20 protein-coding genes are annotated in these 26424 nt (G+C 66.6%); 6 read left to right on the top strand and 14 right to left on the bottom strand.

All coding sequences use genetic code 11. The annotated features are described in order from the left end of the window. Nucleotides 1–63: 63 nt before the first annotated feature. The 3 genes from AC4EEO_RS02180 to AC4EEO_RS02170 all read right to left on the bottom strand — a co-directional run bounded on the left by AC4EEO_RS02180 (nucleotide 64) and on the right by AC4EEO_RS02170 (nucleotide 3220). A complete protein-coding gene (locus AC4EEO_RS02180; protein ID WP_018761873.1) occupies nucleotides 64–825 on the bottom strand; it encodes an SDR family oxidoreductase in 762 nt (253 codons plus the stop codon). 14 nt (nucleotides 826–839) lie between these two features. Then, nucleotides 840–1583 (bottom strand): aspartate/glutamate racemase family protein, encoded by a 744-nt coding sequence (locus AC4EEO_RS02175; RefSeq protein WP_491339772.1) that lies wholly within the window; start codon nucleotides 1581–1583, stop codon nucleotides 840–842. 68 nt (nucleotides 1584–1651) lie between these two features. Beyond that, the gene (locus tag AC4EEO_RS02170; protein WP_491339771.1) at nucleotides 1652–3220 is read right to left on the bottom strand and encodes an NCS1 family nucleobase:cation symporter-1; all 1569 of its coding nucleotides are present in this window, start codon (nucleotides 3218–3220) and stop codon (nucleotides 1652–1654) included. A gap of 310 nt (nucleotides 3221–3530) precedes the next feature. On the opposite strand from AC4EEO_RS02170, the gene aceE reads away from it, so the two are divergent. Together aceE and AC4EEO_RS02160 are read left to right on the top strand one after the other, a co-directional pair. Further along, nucleotides 3531–6287 (top strand): pyruvate dehydrogenase (acetyl-transferring), homodimeric type, encoded by a 2757-nt coding sequence (aceE, locus tag AC4EEO_RS02165; RefSeq protein WP_491339770.1) that lies wholly within the window; start codon nucleotides 3531–3533, stop codon nucleotides 6285–6287. Between the two features lie 76 nt (nucleotides 6288–6363). Next, nucleotides 6364–7101, top strand: a complete 738-nt coding sequence (locus AC4EEO_RS02160; protein ID WP_491330596.1) for a nucleotidyltransferase family protein — start codon at nucleotides 6364–6366, stop codon at nucleotides 7099–7101. 12 nt (nucleotides 7102–7113) lie between these two features. Here AC4EEO_RS02160 and AC4EEO_RS02155 read toward each other — a convergent pair whose 3' ends face one another. The 9 genes from AC4EEO_RS02155 to AC4EEO_RS02115 form a co-directional block, all read right to left on the bottom strand. After that, nucleotides 7114–8655 carry an HNH endonuclease signature motif containing protein gene (locus tag AC4EEO_RS02155; protein ID WP_491339769.1) on the bottom strand — a complete coding sequence of 514 codons (1542 nt, stop codon included), beginning with the start codon at nucleotides 8653–8655 and terminating at the stop codon, nucleotides 7114–7116. 146 nt (nucleotides 8656–8801) lie between these two features. After that, nucleotides 8802–9449 carry a uracil-DNA glycosylase gene (locus tag AC4EEO_RS02150; RefSeq protein WP_491330598.1) on the bottom strand — a complete coding sequence of 216 codons (648 nt, stop codon included), beginning with the start codon at nucleotides 9447–9449 and terminating at the stop codon, nucleotides 8802–8804. Nucleotides 9450–9470: 21 nt separating this feature from the next. Then, nucleotides 9471–10451 (bottom strand): aldo/keto reductase, encoded by a 981-nt coding sequence (locus AC4EEO_RS02145; protein ID WP_491339768.1) that lies wholly within the window; start codon nucleotides 10449–10451, stop codon nucleotides 9471–9473. Nucleotides 10452–10502: 51 nt separating this feature from the next. Continuing rightward, the gene (locus tag AC4EEO_RS02140) at nucleotides 10503–11867 is read right to left on the bottom strand and encodes an LssY C-terminal domain-containing protein (protein WP_491339767.1); all 1365 of its coding nucleotides are present in this window, start codon (nucleotides 11865–11867) and stop codon (nucleotides 10503–10505) included. Nucleotides 11868–11887: 20 nt separating this feature from the next. Beyond that, entirely contained in the window at nucleotides 11888–14713 is a 2826-nt protein-coding gene (locus AC4EEO_RS02135) for a molybdopterin-dependent oxidoreductase (protein WP_491339766.1), read from the bottom strand. A 2-nt stretch (nucleotides 14714–14715) separates the two neighbouring features. Then, nucleotides 14716–15645 (bottom strand): FAD binding domain-containing protein, encoded by a 930-nt coding sequence (locus AC4EEO_RS02130; RefSeq protein ID WP_018761067.1) that lies wholly within the window; start codon nucleotides 15643–15645, stop codon nucleotides 14716–14718. After that, entirely contained in the window at nucleotides 15636–16859 is a 1224-nt protein-coding gene (locus tag AC4EEO_RS02125; RefSeq protein WP_491339765.1) for an XdhC family protein, read from the bottom strand. Before AC4EEO_RS02125 ends, AC4EEO_RS02130 begins: the two co-directional genes overlap by 10 nt. 100 nt (nucleotides 16860–16959) lie before the next feature. Beyond that, nucleotides 16960–18489 (bottom strand): NCS2 family permease, encoded by a 1530-nt coding sequence (locus AC4EEO_RS02120; RefSeq protein ID WP_109044979.1) that lies wholly within the window; start codon nucleotides 18487–18489, stop codon nucleotides 16960–16962. 14 nt (nucleotides 18490–18503) lie between these two features. Then, nucleotides 18504–18998, bottom strand: a complete 495-nt coding sequence (locus AC4EEO_RS02115) for a nucleoside deaminase (RefSeq protein ID WP_018761064.1) — start codon at nucleotides 18996–18998, stop codon at nucleotides 18504–18506. Nucleotides 18999–19384: 386 nt separating this feature from the next. On the opposite strand from AC4EEO_RS02115, the gene AC4EEO_RS02110 reads away from it, so the two are divergent. Both AC4EEO_RS02110 and ligD read left to right on the top strand, forming a co-directional pair. Continuing rightward, nucleotides 19385–20761: an 8-oxoguanine deaminase gene (locus tag AC4EEO_RS02110; protein WP_491339764.1), complete on the top strand. Its 1377-nt coding sequence runs from the start codon at nucleotides 19385–19387 to the stop codon at nucleotides 20759–20761. 39 nt (nucleotides 20762–20800) lie between these two features. After that, nucleotides 20801–22045: a non-homologous end-joining DNA ligase gene (gene ligD / locus AC4EEO_RS02105; protein ID WP_491339763.1), complete on the top strand. Its 1245-nt coding sequence runs from the start codon at nucleotides 20801–20803 to the stop codon at nucleotides 22043–22045. 9 nt (nucleotides 22046–22054) lie between these two features. On the opposite strand, the gene AC4EEO_RS02100 is transcribed toward ligD, so the two are convergent. Beyond that, nucleotides 22055–22855, bottom strand: coding sequence for a glycoside hydrolase family 16 protein (locus AC4EEO_RS02100; protein ID WP_491339762.1), 801 nt, complete (start codon nucleotides 22853–22855; stop codon nucleotides 22055–22057). A gap of 440 nt (nucleotides 22856–23295) precedes the next feature. Continuing rightward, the gene (locus tag AC4EEO_RS02095) at nucleotides 23296–23481 is read right to left on the bottom strand and encodes a hypothetical protein (RefSeq protein ID WP_109044984.1); all 186 of its coding nucleotides are present in this window, start codon (nucleotides 23479–23481) and stop codon (nucleotides 23296–23298) included. Between the two features lie 348 nt (nucleotides 23482–23829). Here AC4EEO_RS02095 and pucL point away from each other — a divergent pair, with 348 nt between their 5' ends. Both pucL and AC4EEO_RS02085 read left to right on the top strand, forming a co-directional pair. Beyond that, a complete protein-coding gene (gene pucL / locus AC4EEO_RS02090; protein WP_285319806.1) occupies nucleotides 23830–24738 on the top strand; it encodes a factor-independent urate hydroxylase in 909 nt (302 codons plus the stop codon). Between the two features lie 152 nt (nucleotides 24739–24890). Beyond that, a complete protein-coding gene (locus AC4EEO_RS02085) occupies nucleotides 24891–26396 on the top strand; it encodes a nucleobase:cation symporter-2 family protein (protein ID WP_491339761.1) in 1506 nt (501 codons plus the stop codon). The last annotated feature ends 28 nt before the right edge of the window (nucleotides 26397–26424 follow it).

Genomic DNA, 26424 nt, shown 5'->3' with positions numbered 1-26424 from the left:
CAGAAGGGTCCAGAGGCTCGACAGGTGGTCCTCCCAAGCCGGCCACCTCCTACTACATATCGTCTAGCCACGGCCGATAAACGGCATTCCCGCCGCGGTGAGCACCACGGAACCGACGCTGGCCGATGCCGGCATGTTGGCCATCATCAACACGGCACGCGCCGCGTCTGCCACCGGAAACATCGGTTCCACCTTGCGGCTGCCGTCCGCCTGCAGCGCCCCGGAACCGACACCGATGGTGTCCATGATGTCCGTGGCGGTGTTGCCGATATCGATCTGCCCGCACGTGATGCCGTAACCGCGGCCGTCCAGGTCAATGCTCTTGGTCAGCCCGGTCATCGCGTGCTTGGTGACCGTGTAGGCGACGGTCCGCGGACGGGGCGAGTGGGCGGAGATGGACCCGTTGTTGATGATGCGGCCGCCTTGGGGCTCCTGGGCCTTCATCGTCCGGACCGCAGCGGCCGCGCACAGCATGGACCCGGTAAGGTTCACGGCCACCGTGGCGTTCCAGTCTTCGAGGGTGATGTCGTCAACGCCGGCCGACGGGCCGAACACCCCGGCGTTGTTGAACAGGACGTCCACGCGCCCCCACTGCTGGCGGACGGCCTCGAAAAGCCGCTCGACGTCGTCGGGCCGGGTGACGTCGCAGGGCATCACCAGGGCGTCCGGGCTGCCGTCCGCCGTTTCCAACAGCAGCGCCTCCCGCCGCCCGGCAAGTGCCACGCGGTAGCCGTCGGCCAGCATCTGCCGCGCCACCTCCCGGCCGATGCCGGACCCGGCTCCGGTGACGACGGCGACGCGGGCGGCGGGCTGTGGGGTGTTCATTCGGTTCTCCTGGCTCAAAGCTGCGCCGGAACGGCCGGCTGGTGCAGCGGCCAGCCTATGACGGTCTTTGGCCGCGGTGCAGCGAAGGTCCGCACTTTGGAGGTGGACAGGCGCATGCGCACCAACGATTCGGCGATGGTCACTGCCGAGGCCACACCGTCCACCACGGGGACGCCGGCCCGCTGCCGGATCTGCTCGTCCAGGCCTGCCATGCCGCCGCAGCCGAGCACAATCACTTCCGCTTTGTCCCGGGTAACGGCCAGCAGCGCCTCGTTGATAATGGCTTCCACGGCCCGTTCCGGTTCCACTTCAAGTTCCCGGACGGCCATGCCGCTGGCACGGACCGACGCGCACCTGGCATCCAGGCCGGCCAGCTTCAACCGGTCCTCAATTAGCGGAACCGTGCGGTCCAGGGTAGTGACCACCGAGTACTTGTGGCCGAGGAACATCGCTGTGCTTGCGGCGGCCTCCGTGATGTCGACCACCGGAACATCCAGCAGTTCCTGCAGCCCCTCCCGGCCGTGTTCCCCGTAGCCGGCCTGGATAACGGCGTCGAACGGCCCGGGGTAGGAGGTGACGGCGTCCATGACGGCGATGGCGGCAAGGTAGCTCTCGAAGTTTCCTTCGCAGGAGTCGGCGCCGAACCGCGGCGTGAGGCCAACGATTTCGGTGCCCGGGGAAGCCACGGCACGTGCGGAGGCCGCGATGGAGTCGGTCATTGAGTGGGTGGTGTTCACATTCGCGACGAGGATGCGCATGGGAAAGTTCCTTCGTGGGCAGGGTGGTGGCAGCCCTTGCCGGGTGCTGGGGTCAGTGGGTGCTGGATTCAGTGGGTGCTGGCGACGGCGATGGCCTCGCCGCCGTGGTCCACCAGCACTTGGTTGCGGTCGGCAATGAAGAAGTACAGCGCGGCGGCGATGCCTGCGGCGAAGAACCAGGCAAAGGGTGCCGCCGCGGCCAGGCCGGGAACGAAGGCGATCAGCAGGGCAAGGACGGCTGCCGGTACCATGGCGATGATCGCGCGGGGGTTGACGCCCTTCTTGTAGAAGTACGCGCCCTGCGGCGATGCCGTGTAGAGCTCCGGCACGTTGACCTTCCCTCGCCTGATCAGCCAGTAGTCAGCCATGACCACGCCGAACAGCGGGCCGAGCAACGCCCCGAGTCCGCCGAGGAAGTACACGATGACCAGCGGGTTGTTGTAGAGGTTCCAGGGCAGGATCACCAGGCCGATGCTGGCGGAGACCATTGCCGCCTTGCGGAAGTTCAGTTTCTTGGGGAACAGGTTGGTCAGGGCATAGACGGGGGCCACGAAGTTGGCCATGAGGTTCACTGCGATGGTCAGGATCAGCAGCGCAAGGCAGGCGAGGACCAGGAACAGCGTGTTGGGAATGGTCTGAACGATGTCGGACGGGCTCTTGATGATGGTCCCGTTGATCTTGAACTGTCCGCCGGCCATGACCACCACGATGGCGCCGAAGACCAGCATGTTGATGGGGATGCCCCAGAAGTTGCCCCGCACCACTGCTTTCTTCGAAACAGCTGACCGGGTGAAGTCGCAGAAGTTGAGGACGAAAGTGCCGTAGATGGAGACCCACAGCGCGCCGCCGGCGAAGATGGTGAGCCACATTTCCGGACCTTCCAGGGCCTTGTTGGAAGCCCAGGCGATGCTGCCTCCGGCTTCCACGAAAATCCAGACGGCCATTGCTGCCATGGTGGCCAGGATGACCGGACCGGCGAAAGCCTCGTACTTGCGGATCATTTCCATGCCGAAGCTGACGATCACCAGTTGGACCACCCAGAGCGTCACGAATGCCATCCACCCGAGCGTGGACAGGCCCAGGATCGAGTCCTTGTCCAGCTCTGCAAGTGAGGGGAACATGGCTGTGAGCATCACGCGGAAGACCACCGATGCGAGGTACGTCTGGATACCGAACCAGGCGACCGCAACGGCCCCGCGGAGGAGGCTGGCGATCTGTGCCCCGCGGATACCGAAGCTGATCCGGCTCATGACCGGAAAAGGCACACCGGTCTTGACGCCCATGAATCCTGACAGGGTAAGGAGCCCGAACAGCAGTACAGCCCCGATGCCCAGGGCAAGGAGGATCTGCCATCCACCCAGCCCAAGGGCGAAGAGTCCGATGGCGAATGCGTAGTTGCCCAGGCTGTGCACGTCGTTGGCCCAGAGGGTAAAGATGCTGTAGCTGGTCCAGCTGCGGCCGGCGCGCTTGGTCGGGGCAAGGTCAGTGTTGTACAGGGTGGGGCTGATGCTCGTGCCTGACGCCGCGCTGGCGGAATCGCAGAGGGCTTCGATAGTGCCAGACGGGTGGACAGTACCGGCTGACGACTTTGTCAGGTCCTTGTCCGCGTCCACGCCCGCCGATGGTGGGGTTCGCATGGGGGTCTCAATTCTTGGGCCGATTCCGAGTGGTGAGTCCGACCGGAGGTCGTTGCTGTTATTCCACATTGCGGAAGTGAGATATTGAATAGTGAAATAAGAGTATGACCCAGGTCACGGGCGGTCAAGCGTCGCAGCCACCGCACTACGGTCACAAATGGTCGGTTGCCGCCGATAGGCGACATCCAGGGCGAGGTGATGGCCGTCGCGTTGACCCGCCGGGCCTGCCTCAGTAATCTCATATTGCAATAATGTTTTCTCACAATACGAAAACATGCGCAGATGCGTTCAACGATGAAAAGAGGCTGCCGTGGCTGCAGGAGAAGATACCTCCCATATCCTCAGCGGGTTGACTAACCAGCTGCCTGATCGTGATCCGGAAGAGACTGCCGAGTGGGTTGAGTCCCTGGATGCGTTGATCAGGGAACAGGGCACTGAGCGTGCCCAATACATCATGCGGAGCCTGCTGCAGCGCGCGGGCGCGCAGAGCGTCGGGGTGCCGATGGTGACCACCACCGATTACGTGAACACCATCCCGGTGGACCAGGAAGCGGAGTTCCCGGGCAATGAGGAATTCGAGCGCCGGTACCGGGCGTACATGCGGTGGAACGCCGCGGTCATGGTGCACCGGGCGCAGCGGCCCGAGATCGGCGTCGGCGGGCATATCTCCACCTACGCCGGGGCCGCGACCCTGTACGAGGTCGGGTTCAACCACTTCTTCCGCGGCAAGGACCACCCCGGCGGCGGGGACCAGGTCTTCTTCCAGGGCCACGCCTCCCCCGGCATGTACGCCCGGGCGTTCATGGAAGGACGCCTCTCCGAGGAAGACCTCGACGGGTTCCGGCAGGAAAAGTCCCGCGCCGGCCACGCCCTGTCCTCCTACCCGCACCCGCGGCTGATGCCGGACTTCTGGGAATTCCCCACCGTGTCCATGGGCATCGGGCCGATGAACGCGATCTACCAGGCCCAGAACAACCGCTACCTGCACAACCGGGGCCTGAAAGACACCTCGGACCAGCAGGTCTGGGCGTTCCTGGGCGACGGGGAAATGGACGAGCCCGAGTCCCGCGGCCTGCTCCAGCTCGCCGCGAACGAGAACCTGGACAACCTGAACTTCGTGATCAACTGCAACCTCCAGCGCCTCGACGGCCCGGTCCGGGGCAACGGGAAGATCATGCAGGAACTCGAAGCGTTCTTCCGCGGCGCGGGCTGGAACGTCATCAAGGTCGTCTGGGGCCGGGAATGGGATGACCTGCTCACCCGCGACACCGACGGCTCGCTCGTGAAAATCATGAACGAAACCGTCGACGGCGACTACCAGACCTACAAAGCCGAATCCGGCGGCTTCGTCCGCGAACACTTCTTCGGCAAAACCCCGCAAACCAAAGACCTCGTCGCGGACCTCACCGACGACCAGATCTGGAACCTCAAACGCGGCGGACACGACTACCGCAAGGTCTACGCCGCCTACAAAGCCGCCACCGAATTCAAGGGCAAACCCACCGTCATCCTCGCCCACACCGTCAAAGGCTACGGACTCGGACCACACTTCGAGGGCCGCAACGCGACCCACCAGATGAAGAAACTGACGGTCGAGGACCTCAAGGACTTCAGGGATTACCTGCGCATTCCCATTTCGGATGAACAACTGGATGCCGACCCCTACCGCCCTCCCTACTTCCACCCTGGCCCCGATGCCCCGGAGATTGCCTACCTGATGGAGCGGCGCAGGGCGCTGGGAGGGTCCGTTCCGGAGCGCCGTTCCCGTCATGAGGCGGTTGAACTGCCTGAGCCGAAGTCCTACGAGGTTGCCATGCGCGGTTCGGGCAAGCAGCAGGCTGCCACCACCATGGCATTCGTGCGCCTGCTGAAGGATTTGCTCCGCGACAAGAAGTTCGGGGACCGGATTGTGCCCATCGTGCCGGATGAATCCCGGACGTTTGGGATGGACGCGTTCTTCCCGACCGCGAAGATCTACAACCCAGGCGGCCAGAACTACCTCTCCGTGGACCGCGACCTCGTCCTGGCCTACAAGGAATCCCCCGCCGGCCAGCTGATCCACCCCGGCATCAACGAAGCCGGCGCCGTGGCAGCCTTCACCGCCGCCGGAACCGCCTACGCCACCCACGGCGTGTCGCTGGTCCCGGTCTACGTGTTCTACTCCATGTTCGGCTTCCAGCGCACCGGCGACGCCTTCTGGGCCGCCGCGGACCAAATGACCCGCGGCTTCATCATCGGCGCCACCGCAGGACGGACCACCCTCACCGGCGAAGGCCTCCAACACGCCGACGGCCACTCCCCCCTGCTGGCCTCCACCAACCCCGCCGTCCTCACCTACGACCCCGCCTACGGCTACGAAATCGGACACATCATCCGCTCCGGCCTCGAACGCATGTACGGGCCGGACTCCACGGACAAAAACCTCATGTACTACCTCACCGTGTACAACGAACCCATCGTCCAACCCGCCGAACCCGAAAACCTCGACATCGAAGGCCTCATCAAGGGCATCTACCTGCTCAACCCAGCGAAGGCCGCAGGACTGAACGAAAACAGCCCCCGCACCCAGATCCTCGCCTCCGGCGTCTCCGTGCCCTGGGCCATCGACGCCCAACGCATCCTCGCCGACGACTGGAACGTCTCCGCCGACGTCTGGTCCGTCACCTCCTGGAACGAACTGCGCCGCGACGGCCTCGCCGCCGAAGAAGAAGCCTTCCTCAACCCCGGCCAACCCGCCCGCACCCCGTTCGTCACCCAGCAACTCGAGGGAGCCACCGGCCCCATCGTCGCCGTCACCGACTACATGAAAGCCGTCCCCGACCAGATCCGGCAATTCGTCCCCAACGAATTCGCCACCCTCGGCGCCGACGGCTTCGGCTTCTCCGACACCCGCGCAGCAGCCCGCCGCTACTTCAAAAACGACACCCACTCCATCGTGGTCAAAGCGCTGCAGATGCTCGCGGCACGTGGGGAGGTTGAGGAGGGCGCCCCGTCATACGCCATGGACCGGTACAAGCTCCTGGACGTCAACGCCGGCACTACCGGCGGGGCTGGCGGGGACGCCTAAGTCCACGTCGGCGGCAGTCGGGGCAGTTTCCGGGGGAAGCTGCCCCGACTGCTTTGGCGTTGGCTAGGGTGCAGCTATGGAGAACATTGAGGAATCCGGAGGGCCGGGCGTGGGGGTGACGGGGGTGTTGCTTGCCGCGGGGGCGGGCACCCGCCTGGGGCTGGGCCCAAAGGCCCTGCTTCCATACCGGGGGCGGCCCCTGGTGGAGGTGCTCGCCGGCAAGCTGCTGAAGGGCGGCTGCCGGGAGGTGGTAGTTGTCGTTGGCGCAGGAGCATCCGAGGTGCAGGCTGCCGCCGCCCTCGCTTGCTGCCGCGTGGTGGTCAATCCGGAATGGCAGTCCGGCATGGGCAGCTCGTTCTTGCTGGGTAACAACACCGCGGATCCTGAAGACCACCTGCTCATTGCCCTCGTGGACCAGCCAGGGCTGACCCCTGAGATCGTACGGCGGCTGTTGGCCGCCCACCGTCCGGGTCGGATCACGGCTGCAGCCTACCGCGGTCCTGAGTCCGACGGCGGCCAGCTCGGTGGCCTTCCGGACGCCGGCAGCCCGCTCGGCGGCTCGCCGGACACCCACAGCCCGGATGGCAGTGCCGGCCACGGCGGCAACGGAGGGCAGTCATTGGAACTGCGCCGCGGGCATCCACTGCTCATCGACGGGTCGCTGCGGGCCTCGGTGGCCGCAACGGTGACCGGTGACGCCGGCGCGCGCATCTTCCTCCGTATCCATCCGGAACTCGTAGATGAAGTGGATTGCAGTGACCAGTCCAGCGGCGAGGATATCGACACCCCGAACCAGCTCCGCCTTCTCCGGTAAACACCCAGGTACTCAGGAATGGGCGCTCAGGAACCCCTCCAAGGCATCCTCCCAAGGAGATCCGCGGTGGCGGACAATGTCTGCGGCACCCCCAAGGCATCCATGGGGCCACTTTGTGGGTTCCCAGTCCTGGTGTTCGCTGTGGTACTGGCGGCCGGCCGGTGAGGTCCAGCCCGGTGGTTCGGTTTTGCTGGCCGGGGTGGGTTTCCAGCCGGTGGTGTGCCGGAGGCGGTGGTGTTTCGGGCAGGGCTGTCCCAGGTTGCTGATTCCGGTGGTCCCGCCGTTGGCCCAGGCCAGGATGTGATCGGCCTCCGTGTCCAGTGAGGAGTTGCTGCACCCCGGGAACGGGCATTTACCATCCCGGAGCCGGAGCCAGTTCCGCATCGCCTTGCCCACCCGGTAACTCTTCCGGCCAATCTCCAACGGTGCCCCGTCCCGCGGATCCACGAGCACCCGGTAAAACGAGCCCGCCCCCTCAGCGACCAACCGGCGCGCCATCGAAGCCGGAATCGGCCCATACCCATCCAGCACCGCCGCCTCATCCGTCAACCCCAGCAACGAAAACACCGGCACCGTCACCAACACCTGCGCCCGGACCCAAGATGACAAACCAGCCCCAGACCCGACCCGGTTCAAGGCAGCAAACCCGTTCCCGCCGCCGCCCCCGGTCCCGGCATCGAACTCCCCGCCCACGCCCTCAGCACCGCCCCCGGTACCGCCTCCTGTGGCGCCGCCGGGAGCGAGCCTGTTGCTCAGGATCGCTGCGGCAAACACATCGGCCCGGAGCTGGGTGAGGGTCCTGGCCTCGCCGGGTCCCTGCACGCCCCGGGCAACAGCGGTCAGCCGGTTCCACCCCGCTGCTGCCTGGTCCGCGGGCAGATACGCACCCAGCCAGGCCATCCCGTCCCGGTCCGGCCGGAACTCCACCCGCCGGTCCACCACCCCCTTGGCGTGACGTTTCTCGATGCTCCCGGCATGGCGGCGTTCCCGCCAAACCCTGGCCTTGGCCCGGAACCGGTGCGCCGGCAACTCCCCCACCGCACACCCCCGCACCGGATCCGGTGCATCAGGGTCCAGGAAATGGGCCTCCAACCCCGCCGCCCCCGCAGCATCAAGCCCGGCCGTTTCATCGGCCATCACCGTGGCGTGCTGCCAGGAGATCACCCCCGCCTGCAACGCCGACAAGGTCAACGGCAACCCCTTGACCACAGCCTGCGAGGTGGCAAGGAACGCCGCAGCCGCCCGCGGACCAAGCGCCAGCACACACCCAACCTCCGCCGCGACCGCCATCTCCTGCGCCACCACCGGCACCCCCGGCCCCGCCACAACACCCGCAGCATCCGCAAACGCCACCGCAGCCCGCGCCCTCAAACCAGCGACCCGGGCCTCCACCTCACGGACACCGACCAGAACATCAAGGCAACCATCCGCCAACCCAGCCAACGGATCAGCAACCGAAAACGGCTCGGCTCCCGCTCCGTCCACCTCGGCAACCAACACCGCAAGGGCAGCACGAATATCCGCCAACGCCCCCACCACCGCCGCTTTCCCCATAAACCCATCATCACAAGGGGGTACGACATTTAAGGTCCGAGATTTAGGGGCCGGCCACGACAACCGGTCACCCAAAGAAGGCAGATTAAGTTTCGACAAACCAAACCACCGGCTCCCGGTTTCGGCAAGCTCAACCACCGGTGCCCTCAACCACCAGCGGCGAGCAGTTCCTCCAGCCCTTGTTTGAAGCCCGAGCGGCCGCCGTGGGCCGGATGTCTGATCTTGGGCGCAGCCACCCCGCTGCGTTGCAGGCTGTGCTGGGCCACGTTGCCCACCGCAACGATGGAGCTGATCCCAAACAATCCGGCCAGTTCCTGCCAGAAGGGCGTGCCGAGTTTGGTTTCGGACGGCTTGGGCGTGCGGTTGGAGCACGGCTTTCCGGGTTGGTGCGGGTGCCAGGGGAAGGCACTCCACAGCAGTGGGAGGAAATCTACTTCTTCCAGGACCTGCCACAGCACCGTTGCCGTTGGCTCGGCAGCTACCCCAGCAGCTTCGGGCGGCACAACGTACCCCTTGCCCGGGCCAAAGAGCCCAAAGCTGTTAGGCGGCCCTTCCAGGATGGTCCGGTTGGTAAACGGCACGCCGGTAATGCGCATGCCCCTGAAACCCGGCGCCTCCCCCAGCAACAGCACGCCGGGCTGCCGGTCCCGCATTTCCTGCAGGTAAATCTCCAGGTTCCGGCGGCGCAGCGCATTCTCCTGCACCGCGTCGGAGAAGAAGTTGGTGCAGGCCGGTCCGGTTTCCGCGGCTGCCAGCCGCGCCACGAACTCCTTGATGCCGCTGCCGGAACGCACGCCGATACCTGCGGACAGGTATTACCAGCGGGGGTGGATGGCCTCGCGGAAGTAGTGGTCGTAGATCCAGCGGACCCCGTCGTCGAACTCCTTGCCAACACTTACACCGGCAGCGGCGGCGTTGCCCTGGGCCTGCTCCACGTTGCGCGCGCCGGGAATGACGGAGCTGACGCCGTCCTGCGCCGCAATCCAGGCGATGGCGGCCTGTGCCGTGGTGGCCCCGGCGGGCACCAGTTGCTCGAACTCCGCCACGGCCTTCAGTCCCAGCTCAAAGTCGACGCCGGAGAAGGTCTCTCCCACGTCGAACGCTTCGCCGTGGCGGTTGTAGTTCCGGTGGTCGTTCTCCGCGAAGGTGGTGTCCTTCGAGTACTTTCCGGACAGCAGCCCGGAAGCGAGCGGCACCCGGGCGATGATGCCCACGCCGGCAGCCTTGGCCGCGGGGAGGACTTCATCCAGCGGCTTGAGCCGGAAGGCGTTCAGGATGATCTGTACCGATGCGGTTCCTTCGTGGCGGATCGCTTCCAGGGCCTCGTCCGTTCGTTCCACGCTGACACCGTAGTTGCGGATGGCGCCTTCGGCGACCAGCGTGTCCAGCGCGTCATACACCTCGTTGTTGCTGTAGACGGCACTTGGCGGGCAGTGCAGCTGGACCAGGTCGAGGGTTTCGGTGCCCAGGTTCTTCCGTGAGCGGTCCACCCACTGGCGGAATTTGGCCAGTGAATAGTTTTCCGGCCGCTGCTCCATCCGGCGGCCCATCTTGGTGGCAACGGTGACGCCGTGCCCCGGGTTGTCCGCGAGGAACTTCCCGATGGCCTGCTCGCTCTTTCCGTCGCCATAGACATCGGCCGTGTCAAAGAAGGTGACGCCTGCCTCCACGGAGGCGGCGAGGATGGCCTGGGCCTGTGCCGGGTCCACGGTGCCCCAGTCCGCGCCGAGCTGCCAGGTGCCCAGCCCCACGATGGAGACGTTCCGTCCGGTCTTACCTAAAATCCGCTGTTCCATCCCCTGACTATATGGGTTTGGCGTAAAGCTGGGTGAATCCTCCGAAGGAATTTAGCTGCCCGGCACCGGTACGCCGCCCAAAGACCCGGGGTGCCCCAGGGCGCCCGTCCGCCGCCGGGCGAAGGTCCTGGACCGTTCGCTGGAGAGTGCGAGGATCAGCAGGATGTCCAGCGACAAGCTGACCAGCGTGGTGCCCAGCGTGATGGGCGGTCCGCCCGAGGCAGTGGTGGCGAATTGGGTGATGATGGAAAGGCTCCCCAGTGTCATGGCAGTTACCCGGGCGCGGTTTCCGCCCCGGGAGATGAACCATGCAAGGAGGAACTCAGCGAGGGCGAAGACCCCCATGACGATGGCCCCGGGAAGCAGTGCCCCGGACACGTCCAGGTCGCCGGCGGAACCGCCCAGGAGCGGAGGCGCCAGGGCCTCGTCGGATGCGGCGGCCAGGAGCAGGAAAGCCAGGAAGAGGGCGGCGAATCCCCTGCATGTGACCAGGACTGCCCCGAAGAGAGTGGGCAGTGGCCGCCGCTCCTTCGCAGCCTGCGCCCGGCCCGGTCCAGGATCAGCCGCCGGTATCCGGGTGAGGTCCACAATGGGCAGGTCGCCATCGGTCATGATGTTGTCCCCTCCCCCGTTCCTGGAGTGGTAGCCGGTGGAGAAGTCCTTGATGATCGTCACGGCCGCTTCCGGCGCAGCCGCTTGGATGGACCCCACCAGGTAGTCCCGTTCCTCGTCGATGCCTGGGGCGATTTTGTGCGTTACCTGCAGCGTGAACAGGGAAAGTCCCACGGCCCTGTCGTAGGTCCCGGCGGCGAGCCAGTCCACCGGGATGCCCCCGGGAAGCAGCCAGCCCGGGGGTACCTTCCAAAAGCGGATGTGGTGGCGTTTGCCTGGGTTGCCGTCCACCTCCTGCTGGTAGGCGAAATCCTGCTGGCGGCCAAAAAGGAACAGTGGACTCACCGGCGCCTCGTCGTAGCTGCGCCTGGTCAGCGTGGAAGTGATGATGCGGCGGCTTGAGGCGAAGGTCACCGGATCGGCGAGGGTCCATCGGGCCTGCCGCATGGCTGCATGGATTTGGGCCTCCCGGCCAAGCAGGGCCACGTTGACCGGGTCCCCAAGCAATCCGTCGCTGGTGCGCGAACGGCCAATGAAGTAGTCAGGCAGGTAGATCCTGGTGAGGATGCGGTGCAGGCGGGGAAGCACCAGGTAGGCAAGCGCTGCCCAGAAGACCACCAGGACCCAGATGTGCGGCCATTCCAGGCTCGACTGCAGGAGCAGCACGGCAAACCAGATCGAGCTGAGGCCGCTGAACGTAAAGAACAGCCGGTCGACCACGGTGTCCGCCGCGGCCGTGGCGGCGGGCGCGGGGCCCGGCATGCCTCCGTCCCGGCCCGCGTCCATGGCTGTCTCGCCCGTCATGGCCACAGGCTACACCTGGATTACCGCACCGCACCCGCCTCAGCCGGAACGAGGCCTGCTTCCTTCAGCCCCAGGTAGATCCGGTCCCGGGCGATGGGAAGCTGCGCGAAGCGGACTCCGGTGGCGTTCCTGATGGCGTTGGCGAGCGCCGGGGCCACGGGGTTGAAGGGACTCTCGCTCATCGATTTGGCGCCGAGCGGGCCCAGCGTGTCATTGGTGTCCGCGAAGTACACCTCGCTGCGCGGCACGTCCGCAAAGGTCGGGATGTGGTACTGACGCAGGATGTCGGTGGTGACCTTGCCGTCGTCGTTCACCACCACTTCCTCGTAGAGCGTGGCACCAATGGCCTGGGCGATCCCGCCTTCGATCTGTCCACGGCACTGTCGCGGGTTGACCACCACGCCGGCGTCGGCCGCCTGGACGCTCTGCAGGATTTTCAGCTCGCCGGTGCCGCGGTTCACCGCCACCCGGAACCCGTGCACGTTGAAGGCAACCGAACGCGGCGTGCCGCCCCAGCGTCCTTCGGCGGCGAGGTCGACGCCGGCTTCCTCGGCGGCCTGCGCCAGCTCAGCAAGTGCCACGCGGGTTCCGTCGACCACCACGGCGTCGCCGTCGAGGACGCACGCGGAGGCCTGCGTTTGGCGGATGCCGGCCGCGAACGCCCGGATCCGGACGGCCAGCTCTTCGGCAGCTTCAAGGGTGGCCTTGCCGGCCACCACGGTTCCGGCCGAACCGAACGCGCCCGTGTCGTGCTCCACCAGGTCCGTGTCCGATTGCCGCACCGCCACCCTGGATGCCTCCGTGGACAACGCCGTGGCGGCAAGCTGGGCATGCACCGTGGTGGTCCCGTTTCCGAACTCGGCGGTCCCGACGTCGGCCTGGTACGTTCCGTCCGGCAGGAGCCGGAGCCGGGCATGGGCAAAGTGGCCACGCGGCGGGACGGTATCGATCATGGAGAGCGCCGCGCCGTCGCCCACCATCCAGTCCGGCCCGAGGTCCTCAAGCCCAGCCTGCCGGTAGCGTTCGCTGCCCCGGTCCAGGGCGTCCCGGACCAAGTCCAGGCACTGGTCCAAACCGTAGCTTCCGTAGAGGACGTCCTCCTCCGGCTGGGGCTGGGTGGACAGCATGTGGTCCCCTTCCCGGACCATGTTCCGGCGGCGGAACTCGAGCGGATCCATCCCGATCCCGGCGGCCAGCTCATCCATCGCGGACTCGATCGCAAAAATCATCTGGCTGAGGCCGTAGCCGCGGAACGCGCCGGCCGGGACGGTGTTGGTGTAGACCGACTGGGCGTCCACCTTCTTGTTGGCGCACTTGTAGACCGCCAGCGATTCACCGCAACCATGGAACATGACGCCCGGGCCGTGGTTGCCATAGGCGCCGGTGTTGGTCACCACGTCCAGTTGCAGGGCTGTCAGCCGGCCGTCCTTGGCGGCACCGGCTTTCAGCTTGATGGTGAAGGGGTGCCGGGTTGTGGTGGCGGTGAACTGTTCCGTGCGGGTCAGTTCCAGCTGGACCGGCCGCTTCAGTTTCAGGGCCGCGAGCGCCACGAGGTCCTCGGTGAGGACTTCCTGCTTGCCGCCGAATCCGCCACCCACGCGTCCGGCCACCACGTGCACGCGGTCCTCTTCGAGCCCGAACACCCGGCACAGCGTGCGGCGGACCAGGAACGGGACCTGGCTGGAGGTGCGGACCTGCAGCCGCCCGTCGTCGTCTACGGTGGCGATGGCCGCATGGGTTTCCAGGGCGACGTGCTGGACCCTCTGGGTCTGATAGGTCTGTTCGTGGATGAAGTCGGCGCCCGCGAAGCCGCCGGCGACGTCGCCCAGTTCCGAGTGCAGTTCAGCCACCACGTTCCGCTCCGGGCGGGAGATGCGCGCTTTCACGGCATCCTTGTCTCCGTGGACCAGGGGGGCACCAGGCAGCAGCGCTTCCTGCGGCGAGAAGACGGCGGGAAGTTCCTCATATTCCACCTGGAGTGCGCGGACACCGGCTTCCGCGGCGGCCACCGATTCAGCCACGACGGCGGCCACCCGCTGCCCGATGAACCGCACCACGTCATCGAGCACCCTGGTATCGTCCGGGTCGTCAGTGAAGAGTTCGTGCTGGGCGGTGGAGAACAGCTGCTCCGGGGCGTCCTCGGAGGTGAAGACCGCCACCACGCCTGGCACGTTCAGCGCTGCGTCCTTGGCGATGGAAAGCACCCGGGCGTGCGGGTGCGGGGAACGGAGGATCTTCAGGTGCAGCAGCCCTTGCTGCTCCTCTTTGGGCAGGTCCAGGGTGTAGCGGGCAGCGCCCGTGACTACGGCGCGGCTGGCTGGAGCCGGGACGTCGTCACCCAGCCGGCCCGGCGCAGGATCCGGTTGCCCCTCCCCTGCGATGCCGGAGCCCGGCCCCTCGGGATCAGGGTGCCCGGGGTGCCCGCAGACGGCGTCGGCGATGGCGCGGTAGCCCGTGCACCGGCAGAGGTTGCCTTTGAGGTTCCGGGGCAGGTTGTCCTTTTGGGCGTCGTCGAACGAGGCCGCCGTCATCACCATGCCGGCCGTGCAGAAGCCGCACTGAAACCCCTGCCGCTCCATGAACTGCTGCTGCACCGGATGCAGGGGGCCGCCGGCGGTACCGGCCAGCCCCTCAATGGTGGTCACCGAGCGCCCCTCGGCCCTGACGGCGGGATAGATGCAGCTGTGGACGGGCGTGCCGTCCACATGTACCGTGCATGCGCCGCAGTCGCCGCCGTCGCAGCCCTTCTTGACGCCGGTGTTGCCCTGCTCCCGCAGGAACGTCCGCAGGCATTGGCCGGGGCGCGGAGCCGCCCCGGACGCGGTGCCGTTGATCTCGATGCCCATGCTCAGGCCCCTTTCGGAAGTGCTGTGGAAACGGGAGCGGAATCGCTCCGGGGCGGCCAGAAGTCACCGGACACGGGCAGCCCGGGCGTTCCCGCCGGCGCAGCGAGCTCGGCGCGGATTTCCTCGGCCAATCGGTAGGTCATGTCCCGGCGCCAGGCGGGCAGGCCATGGATGTCGTCGTGGTAATGGTCCGCGGGAATGGCGTCGTCCAAGGCAGCTGCCAGCCGGTCGGCATCGGGCAGGCCGTCGAACCGGAGCTGAACGGGCCGCTTGGTGGCCGCGGTGACGGTCAGGACCAGGGAGGTAGCGGCGTCGAGCCGTCCGATCAGGAGCACCCCGGACCGGCCCAGGTTGCTCAGCGACAGCCGGCGGAACGCCACCCGGGAAGAAAGGGCCGACGCCGGGAGGTGGACGCTGCGAAGCAGCTCGCCCGGTGCCAGGCAGTTGGTGGCGTCACCGGTTACGAAGTCCGCCACGGGAACGGTGCGGCTGCCGCCGCCTGGTGCGAGGACCGTGGCAACGCCGTCCAGTCCGGCGCAGAGCGAGATGACGGGCCCGGCGGGCAGGGACGTGCACAGGTTGCCGCCCACGGTGGACATGTTCCACACCTTGAACGAAGCCACGAAGGAATCGCAGCAGGCTCGGACCAGGTCCAGCCCGGGCCAGACGCGGCCGTCCGCGCCGGCGCCGGCCGGCAGGGTGTACAGCTCGGCAATGGTGCAGGTGGCGGCGAGGTCGATGCCGTCGTCACTGACGGTTATGGGAGTCCAGCCGGCTGAGCCGAGGTCCAGCAGCCGCTTGAGGGGTTGAGGCCCAAAGGCGTAACTGCCGTAGGAGAAGAGGACCGTTCCGCCGGCCAGCCAGGCGTCGCCGTCTCGCCAATCTGCGGGGTCGGTGGTGCGGACCACCGCCTCGATGGTGTTCATGTCCATGCGATCTCCTGCGGGGTAAGGTCTGTGGGCGCCGGTGCCGGCGCGCGGTGGTGGATGGTGCCGGCGGTGTCGCGCAGCGGCGCGCACGTGGCGTCGCGGCTGCGCGCGGCGATGAGCTCGGCGGTGACGGAGACCGCCACCTCGGCGGGGGTAGTGGCGCCGAGGTCCAGTCCGATGGGTGAGTGCAGCCGGGCAATCCGTTCCGGCAGGACCCCGGCGCTGAGGAGTTCCTCGACCCGCTGGAGGTGGCTGCGGCGCGATCCCATGGCGCCCACGTAGGCGAGGTCCAGGGCCAGCGCGGCCTCCAGCAGCGGAAGATCGAACTTGGGGTCATGGGTCAAGACGGCCGCCACGGCGCGGCTGTCCAGGCGGCCGGCGGCTGCTTCCGCCGCGAGGTAACGGTGCGGCCAGTCCGTCACCACCTGGTCTGCGGCGGCGAACCGTGGCTGGCCGGCAAAAGCGGGCCGGGCATCCACCAGGGTCACGTGGTAGCCGAGCAGCTTGGCCGCCGGCACCAGAGCCGCCCCGAAGTCGTTGGCACCGAACACCAGCATGCGTGGCGGGGCGAGCCGGGACTCCACCAGGACGGCGGGCCCCCCGGGATGCCTGCTGTGGCCGTCGCGGTCCGGCAGGCAGTCCCCTGCCTGGACCAGCGGGACCAGACCGGCGCCGCCGCTGCACAGGATGGATTCCACCCGAAGCGCTGACTCTCCGTGCAGCAGCGGGGCCAGTTCGGGGGATGCCGGTCCGTGGTGCCGGGCCGGGTCCGGGAGTACGACGGCGGCACCGCCCGATGCTCCCAGCAGCCGTACCAGCGCCACGGGTTCGTCGTGGCGGAGGCCGGCGAGTTGCCGGACGGCGGCCCGGAGCGGTTGCTCCGGTTCACCGGTAACGGCTGCAGGAACCGAATGGATGTGGATCTCCAGCTGTCCCCCGCAGGTGAGCCCGGCGGCGAAGGCATCGGCGGAACTGAAGCCGAAGACCTGGTGGCGCGGGCCGCCGTCGTCCATTGCCTCCCGGGCGAGCGCCACCACGGCGCCTTCCACGCAACCGCCGGAGAGGCTGCCAAGCACCTCACCGGACTCCGTGACGAGCATGGAGGTCCCCACAGGGCGGGGCACCGAACCCGAGGCGGCAACGATGGTGGCCACTGCGAACCGCTTGTCCGCGAGTCGGGGCAGCCAGGGGCCGAGCGAAGGGATCAGGTCAAGCATGGCGGCACTCCTTCTTCCGCGCGGCGGTGGTGTCCATTGTCTGTCCTGTCAGGGGCCGGGCCAAGGGTTGGCCCGGCCCCCTGTGCGGGTGGGGCAACGATCAGCCGCCCAGCAGGAGGTTGATCGGCCCGCGGGCGAAGTACACCAGGAACCCGGCGCTCACCACCCACATCAGCGGGTGGATCTTTTTCGCCTTGCCTGATGCCGCCCCGATGACCGCCCAGCTCACGAAGCCGACGCCAATGCCGTTGGCGATCGAATAGCTCAGCGGCATGGTCACGATGGTGAGGAAGGCAGGCAGCGCCACGGTGAACTTGGTGAACTTGATCTCGCGGATCTGCGCCATCATCATGGCACCCACCACCACCAGGGCGGCGGCGGCGACTTCCAGCGGGACCACGCTGGTGAGCGGGGTGAGGAACATTGAGCCGAGGAACAGCAGCCCGGTGACCACTGATGCCAGGCCGGTCCGGGCGCCTTCGCCGATCCCTGCCGCGGAGTCGATGTACACCGTGTTGGAGGAACCTGAGGTTGCCCCGCCGGCCACGGCGCCGAAGCCTTCGACGATGAAGGCGGATTTCAGCCGCGGGAACGTGCCGTCCTTGTGTGCGACGCCTGCGCTCTTGGCCAGGCCGGTCATGGTCCCCATGGCGTCGAAGAAGTTGGTGAACACGAGCGTGAACACCAGCATGGTGGCCGCAAGTCCGCCGATCCGGCTGAACGAACCAAAGAGGTCAAAGTGGCCCACCAGGCCCAGGTCGGGTGCGGAGACCAGCTGGCCGGACAGGACAGGGGTGTTCAGGTGCCAGCCGCCGGGGTTGGTGGTGCCGGCAGGACCCAGTTTCATGATGGCTTCCACGACGGCGGCCAGCACGGTGGTGCCGACGATGCCGATGAGCAGCCCGCCCTGTACCTTGCGCGCCACGAGGATCCCCATGGCCAGGAGGCCGACGACGAACACCAGCGTTGGCACGGAGGTGATGGAGCCGCCGTCGCCCAGCTGGACGGGCGGGCCGCCGGTGGTGGGACGGACGAAGCCGGAGTCGACGAAGCCGATGAAGGCGATGAACAGGCCGATGCCCACGGTGATGGCGGCCTTGAGTTCCTTGGGAACGGCCCTGAAGATGGCGGTCCGGGCGCCGGTGACGCCGAACAGGACGATCAGGATGCCGTTGATGACCACCAGCCCCATGGCCTCGGGCCAGGTGACTTCGTGGATCACCGAGACGGCCAGGAAGGAGTTGATGCCCAGTCCGGCGGCGAGCCCGAACGGCAGGTTGGCGATGAGGCCGAACAGGATGGTCATGACGCCGGCGGTGAGGCCGGTGACGGCACCCACCTGGGATGCGGACAACCAGCCCCCGGCAACGTCGGTGGGGGCGTTGTCGGCGCTGAACCCGCCGAGGATGAGGGGGTTCAGGATGACGATGTACGCCATGGTGAAGAAGGTGACCAGGCCGCCCCGGAATTCCCGGGCAACGGTTGAGCCACGGCGGGTGATCTGGAAGAAGCGGTCCAGGTAGGATCCCGACGCCGGCGGGCCGGGTACGGATGGGGTACGCGGCGACCGCCGCGAGGTGCTGGTGGTTGGAGCCGGATGCTCCTCGTGGGAATGGTCCAGGATGGTCATCTCAGCCGCCCGGCCTAGTAGTCGATCCTGGATTCGAGCGTGTTCCAGGTATTGAACGGTTCCAGCGGTGCAGGTGCCTGGGGATCGCCCAGTTCCAGCTTGGATACCGGCATCAGGGAGTCCCTGTCCTGGTTTTCGAAGTATTCGTAAAAGACGGCGTCGTCGAAGCCCACGGAGGCGGCATCGTGCCGGTCGGCGGCGTAGACCACGCGGTCAACACGGGCCCAGAGGGCGGAGGCCAGGCACATGGGGCATGGCTCGCAGCTGGTGTAGAGTACCGCACCGCTGAGGTCGAAGGTGCCGAGTTCGCGGCAGGCGGTGCGGATGGCGGTGACTTCGGCGTGGGCCGTGGGATCGTTGTCCGCGGTGACGCGGTTGACGCCGTCGAACGTTTTGCCGTCCGCGGTGACGATCATGGCGCCGAAGGGGCCGCCGCTGTTCAGGACGTTGGCTGTTGCCAGCCGAATGGATCTGGCCAGGAACTGCTCGGCCGTGACGGTGGTACTCATGATGCGACTTCCTTTTGCCGGGAAGCCTGTTGCCGTGCGAGGACCAGTAGAACCAGGTGCGACGGTTACCAGGCTTCAGCATGTGCTGTGAAGGTTAAGTTGCGCCTGGTAGATAGCTTCCCGGGTTCGGGTGCCCGCCTTTGGCAGAATCGAGATTAGCACCGCTTTGTGGCCCGCGCCATAGTTTTCTGGAAATTTATTTTCGCTATGTGAAATCCATGTTTCGGTCCGCTAACCCCCTCCAGTCACATCCCGCCGGTGTTGACGCCCCGCGCCCGGGCTGGCTAATCTCATCGGATCCGCGGTCCGCCGCGGCCACCTGGATCAGCAGACAGGGCCTCACTGAGCTGGAAAAATTGCCACCGCGCTCAGGACAGGAACATCCCATGCACCAGCCCCTTCCCGCACCCGCACCCCGGCTCTGGATCCGGAATCCGCAGGCCGCATTCACCGCCAACAACCTTGACGCCTCGGGCGGGGTTGTCATCAGCGGCGGCGTCATCACCGAGGTCCTGGCGGCCGGACAGATACCGTCCGAACCCTGCGCCGAGACGTTCGACGCCGGCAGCCACGTGCTGCTGCCGGGACTGATCAACACCCACCACCACTTCTACCAAACGCTCACCCGCGCCTGGGGTCCGGTGGCCAACGCCCCGCTGTTCCCCTGGCTGCAGAACCTCTATCCGGTCTGGGCCCGGCTCACGACCAAGGATGTGGAGCTCGCCGCCACCGCCGCCCTCGCAGAGCTGCTGCTCAGCGGCTGCACCACCGCCGCCGACCACCACTACCTCTTCCCCGCCGGCCTGGAAAACGCCATCGACATCGAGGTGGCGGCCGTGCGCCGGCTGGGCATGCGGGCAACACTCACCCGCGGCTCCATGACGCTGGGAACGGACGACGGCGGCCTGCCGCCGCAGTCAACGGTCCAGGCACCGGAGGTAGTGCTGGCGGACAGCGAGCGGCTGATCGGCGCGTACCACGAGCGCGGGGAGGACGCCGTCATCCAGATCGCCCTGGCGCCGTGCTCGCCGTTCTCCGTCACGAAGGAGATCATGGCCGAGAGTGCCGCGCTCGCCGAACGGCTGGACGTCCGGCTGCACACCCACCTGGCCGAAACCCTTGACGAGGAAGACTTCTGTCGCGAGATGTTTGGGCTGCGGACCGTGGACTACCTGGAGAGCGTGGGCTGGCTGACGGACCGCACCTGGTTGGGGCACGGCATCCACTTCAGCGACGAAGAAATCGGCCGCCTCGGTTCGGCGGGGACCGCCGTCGCCCACTGCGCCACCTCCAACATGCGGCTCGCCTCGGGCACGGCCCGGGTCCTGGAACTTGAGGATGCGGGCGTTCCGGTGGGGCTGGGAGTGGACGGCTCGGCGTCGAACGATGCTTCCAACATGATCCTGGAGGCGCGGCAGGCGCTGTACCTCCAGCGCCTCCGCTATGGCGCTGATGTCCCCGTGGAGCGGGCACTCGGCTGGGCCACCCGTGGTTCGGCCGCAGTGCTGGGACGGCCCGGGCTGGGCCAGCTGGCGCCAGGGATGCAGGCCGACCTTGCCCTGTTCACGCTCGAAGACCTGCGCTTCTCAGGCAGCCATGACCCCGTCGCCGCCTTGTTGCTGTGCGCCGCCGACCGCGCCGACCGGGTGATGGTGGGCGGCCAGTGGCGCGTCGTGGATGGACAAATCCCCGGCCTGGACATCGCCGGGCTCATCGCTGAGCACTCGGCGGCGGCCAAGCGCCTGGTAAACGGGGTCCGGTGAACGGCTGACACGGAACCGGGCCACTGCTACCGTGGCGGCATGACTCCGTCAAAGACGCCGGCCGAAGTCCTGGATATCGAAGGTGTTGAGGTCCGGATCTCGAGCCCGGACAAGGTGGTGTTCCCGGAACCCGGGCTGACCAAGCTGGACCTGGTGCGGTACTACCTGGCCGTGGCGGACGGGGCGCTGCGCGGCGCGGGTGGAAGGCCGATGGTGCTCAAGCGGTTTCCCAAGGGCATCAACGCCGAGCCCTTCTTCCAAAAGCGCGTGCCGGAGAACCATCCACCCTTCGTCGACACCACCACACTGCATTACGCGTCCGGAACGTCGGCGGAAGAAGCTGTCATCCGGGATGCGGCGGGCCTGGCCTGGGTCATCAACCTTGGCTGCCTGGACCTGAATCCGCATCCCGTCAGGGCCGAAGACCTGGAGCACCCGGACGAACTCCGGGTGGACCTCGATCCGATGCCTGGCGTGGACTGGTCGCAGATCGTGGACGTCGCCTACGTGGCCCGGGAGGTCCTGGCCGACGCGGGGCTGGTGGGCTGGCCGAAGACGAGCGGGTCGCGGGGGCTGCATATCCTGGTGCGCATCACCCCGCAGTGGTCGTACCGCGATGTCCGGCTCGCCGCCGAAACCCTTGCACGGGAGGTGGAAAACCGCGCGCCCGGCCTCGCCACGGCACGGTGGTGGAAGGAGGAGCGCGGTGAAAGCGTGTTTGTGGACTTCAACCAGAACGCCAAGGACCGCACCGTGGCCTCCGCCTACTCGGTCAGGCCCCTGCCTGACGCCCGGGTGTCTGCGCCGCTCACGTGGGAGGAAGTCCGCACCGCACGGCCGGAGCAGTTCACAGTGCAGACGGTGCCGCAGCGCTTTGCGGACATCGGCGACCCGCATGCCGGCATTGATGACGCGGTGGGCACACTCGGCGGGCTCCTTGCCTTGGCCGAAAAACTCGGCCCGGCAGAGAAAGCGCCCCGCAGCGGCAATGGAACCGGCCGCCGGCAGTCGCTGATGCCGCTTATCGAAGTTGCCCGGACCAAGACAAAGCCCGAGGCGCTGGCAGCCCTTGACGAGTGGAAGGCCCGGCATCCCGCAGCCGTTGGCACGCTCCAGCCGGCCGACGTCCTTGTCGACGGGATGCGCGGGTCCAGCTCGCTCTGGTACCGGGTCCGCGTCAACCTCCAGCATGTCCCCGAGGACAAACGCCCGCCGCAGGAGGACCTCATCGCGGACTACGACCCCTGGGCAGGCAAGCAGTGGCCGGGACGCCCCGGTTCCTGAGCCTTGCCGCTACTGCCAGACCCGCACCCAGTCGACTTTGATGGCTCCTGCCGGTCCGAACGTCCTCTGGTTGGGGTTGAGTCCCACGTTCAGGAGCAAGTAGTGCGGCGCGTTGCCGTCCTGGGACGAATATGAATAGACCTTGCGGCCGTCGAAATAGATGTCGTTGACACCCGCCATCCGATGCACGCCGTAGGTATGGTACCCACCGGCCCAGCACCCCACGATGGCACTTCCCAATTCGCCGCCACTCGCAGAGTGATAGACGGTGCTCATGTTGCCCGCCAAGGGCTCCGCTATGTCAATCTCACCGGTTTTCGGATAGGACTGTCCGGTGGTCCACCAGGCTGGCCAGTTGTAGATGCCGCCCGAGCAGGTACCCGGAAAATAGATGCGGGCTTCGACGTATCCCGTGGTGTATTGGAAGCCCACGTGGCCGGAGACCCCATCCTTGGGATTGGTGGACAGCAGCGCCCCGGAATCGGAGTCGGAGAGCTGGAGGACGGCCTCGCCGTTGGCAACCGTAATGTTGCTGGAGCAGGTTTTGACACCGTTCATCTTGGACTTGGGATCACAGTCGTTGAACCAGTAAGGGGTCCAGACACCGGGGTTCAGGGTGTTGAATTCCTCATCGAACACCAAGTGCCAGGCGCCGGGAACCCCGGCGGGGCCCAGTCCCTGGCTGGAAACGACGGGTTTGCCTTCCAGCGGGTCGCCCTGGGCTGTGTCATCGGCGGGTGGCGCAGCGGGAGGAACGGCCTCCGAGGGGGCGGCGTCGGCCGGCGCTGCAGCCCCGGTTGAGGCATCCAATCCGGGTACTTCCGGGGCCTCCGGCGGCGCTGCCGGTGCGGCAGGGCCGGTAGGCCCTGGACTTCCAGAGGGTGCAGGGATAATGACTCCGGACGACCCGGAAGCCGCCTCCGCGGGATCCGCGGGCAGTCCGGACTCCGCCGGGGCGAGGACCGCACTGGCCGAAAGGCCGCCAACCACCAGGAGGCAGCATACGCATTGCAGGAGGCGGGTCTTCATGGACATGCCCCGCACGTCCCACGTCGGGAATCGGGCTGCTTCACACGTTCCTGCATCCTCGCCTCCCCGGCGCTCAACGGAAATCCGGCCCGGGCAGGCACGCAAGCCCAACTCCGGGCAACGACTTACCGCCTCAGGCTATGGGAGTTCGCTGCCGGGGTCGCCAGTAGCGACTACTTGTGTTTGGCCGGAGTGGTTCCGCAGGTAGGCAGGGGCGGTACTCACATCCGCCGGCCGAATACCGGCAACGCGTGGACCCAGCGCGAGAACAGCCCGCGTTCGTGGTGCCGTTCTTCCGGAACGAACAAGTCCGGGTCAATCCCGCCGCCGATGGGGAGGTAGAACTCCTGTGCGCCGGTTCCCGCGGCCGGGGCGGCCGGCACGGAAGGGGTGTCCTGCTGGTACATCGAAACCTCCTAATTTCATATTGCGGAAAGCAAATTCTACTTTGTGAAAGTTTAGAAGCAACACTGCGGGGCGTCAACAGTCGGCCGCCTGGCCCTTCCCGGGCGATCCGGTCACAAACTGAATTTTGGGGTTGTGATGTACACCACCGGCCGGCAGGGGTACGCTGGTAGGCAACTCGTGGCGCACGTCACGTAACCTGGGAGCAGCAGGCAGGGTCGTAATGAGCTGGCATCAATGGATGCCGGCTCTTTTTTGTTGGGTCGGCTCCACCGGAAACGCGCTTGAAACGCGCGCTTAATTTCAGTGATGGAACCTTGGTTCCACTTACCGGAGATTGGGAAAAGACCATGAGCAGCAAGATCATTCTCGGCGAAAACCAGTACGGCAAGGCCGAAGTCCGCGTCGTCAAGATCACCAGGGACACCAACCGCCACGAGATCGAAGACCTGAACGTCACCTCGCAGCTGCGGGGCGATTTCGCCGCGGCCCACCTTGAAGGCGACAACGCCCACGTGGTGGCCACGGACACCCAGAAGAACACCATCTACGCCTTCGCCCGGGACGGCATCGGTTCGCCCGAGGCGTTCCTGCTGCGCCTCGGCGAGCACTTCACCTCCAGCTTCGACTGGGTCACCGGCGGCCGCTGGGAAGCGGAATCCTACGCCTGGAGCCGCATCCAGGCGCACGGCAGCGAACACGACCACTCATTCGTCCGCAACGGCCGGGAAGTGCGAACCGCGGTCCTGGTCCGCGACGGCGCCGCCACCCACCTGATCTCCGGACTGAAGGACCTGACCGTCCTCAAGTCCACGGAGTCCGGCTTCGTGGGCTACCCCCGCGACCGCTACACGACGCTTCCGGAGACCACCGACCGCATCCTCGCCACGGACGTTTCAGCCCGCTGGCGCTTCAAGGCCGGCACCGACTTCAGCAGCCTGGACTTCAACAAGAGCTACGACGACGTCAAGGGCCTCCTGCTCGAAGGCTTCACTGAGAAGTACTCCCACGCACTGCAGCAGACCCTGTTCGACATGGGCGCAAAGGTGCTGGAGGCGCACAGCGAAATCGACGAGATCAAGTTCTCCATGCCCAACAAGCACCACTTTCTGGTGGATCTCTCCCCGTTCGGCCTGGACAACCCCAACGAGGTTTTCTTCGCCGCCGACCGGCCGTACGGCCTGATCGAGGCCACCGTCCAGCGTGATGACGCAGCTGCCGCACCGGCGGCGTGGTCGGGCATCGCCGGCTTCTGCTAAAGGGCCACGCCCATGGTTTCGACAGGCTCAGCCATCGGTGGTTGAGCCTGTCGACGCCACACCCGGCACCACTCCCACATCTTCACAACACCTGTTAGCCAGACACCAGTTAGCCAGACGATGACGTCTGCCATGAACCAAGAAAGTCTGCCATGAAGACCAAGAAGAAACTTGCCGCCGCAGCCGCTGGAAAAGGCGCACGGCCTGGCCGCCCCGAGGACCAGCGGCTCCCCGTTGGAAGCATGTTTGCCTACGGCTTCCAGCACGTCCTGACCATGTATGGCGGCATCATTGCCCCTCCCCTGATCATCGGTGCCGCCGCGGGAATGAACTCCCAGGACATCGGCCTGCTCATCGCCGCCTGCCTGTTCGTCGGCGGCCTCGCCACCATCCTGCAAACCGTCGGCATTCCGTTCTTCGGCTCGCAGCTGCCGCTGGTGCAGGGCGTGTCTTTCGCCGGTGTCTCCACCATGGTGGCCATCGTGCACGGCGGCGGCGGGATCCAGGCGGTGTTCGGATCCGTCATCGCAGCCTCCCTGATCGGCCTGCTGATCACCCCGCTGTTCTCGAAGATCATCCGATTCTTCCCGCCGGTGGTGACCGGAACCGTGATCACCACCATCGGCCTGACGCTGATGCCGGTGGCTGCCAACTGGGCCATGGGCGGCAACAACAAGGCTCCGAACTACGGCAGCGTGGCCAACATCGGCCTCGCCGCCGGCACCATGGGCATCGTCCTGCTCCTGAGCAAGGTGGGCAGTGCGGCCATCTCCCGGCTCTCCATCCTCCTTGCCATGGTCCTGGGCACCCTCATCGCCCTGGTTTTCGGCATGGCCGACTTCTCCAAGGTGGGCCAGGGCGAGATTGTCGCCTTTCCCACCCCCTTCGCCTTCGGACCCCCCACATTCGAGATCGCAGCCATCGTCTCCATGCTGATCGTCATCCTGGTGACCCTCACGGAGACGTCCGCGGACATCATCGCGGTGGGCGAGATCGTGGGCACCAAGGTGGACTCCAAGAGGATCGGCAACGGCCTGCGCGCGGATATGCTGTCCAGCGCCGTCTCGCCCCTCTTCAACTCCTTCACCCAGAGCGCCTTCGCCCAAAACGTGGGCCTGGTGGCCATCACCGGCGTCAAGAGCAGGTTCGTGGTCAGCGCCGGCGGCGTAATCCTGGTGGTCCTCGGGCTGCTTCCCGTCCTTGGCCGGGTGGTGGCCGCGGTGCCGACGCCCGTCCTGGGCGGTGCCGGCGTGGTGCTCTTCGGCACGGTTGCAGCCAGCGGCATCCGGACCCTGTCCAAAGTGGACTACAAGAACAACATGAACCTGATCGTGGTGGCCGCATCCATCGGCTTCGGGATGATCCCCATCGCCGCACCCACGTTCTACGACCAGTTCCCGTCCTGGTTGGGCACCATCTTCCACTCCGGCATCAGCTCCGCGGCCGTCATGGCCATCCTGCTGAACCTTCTCTTCAACCACTTCCGGGCTGGAAATTCGGACAACCAGTCCGTCTTCGTCGCTGGCACCGAGCGGCTGGTCAAGGCGGAGGCCCTCCGTTCCCTGGCTGACGGCGACAGGTTCGAGAACGGCAAGCTCATCGACTGCGACGGGAAGGAAGTCCGGATCGACTCAGCCGAAAAGGCATCTGAGCATTAGCAAAGACACAGCGAACGACGACGGCCCG

The organism is Pseudarthrobacter sp. MOO13 (assembly GCF_058267655.1).
This window is presented reverse-complemented; position numbering and strand designations above follow the sequence as displayed.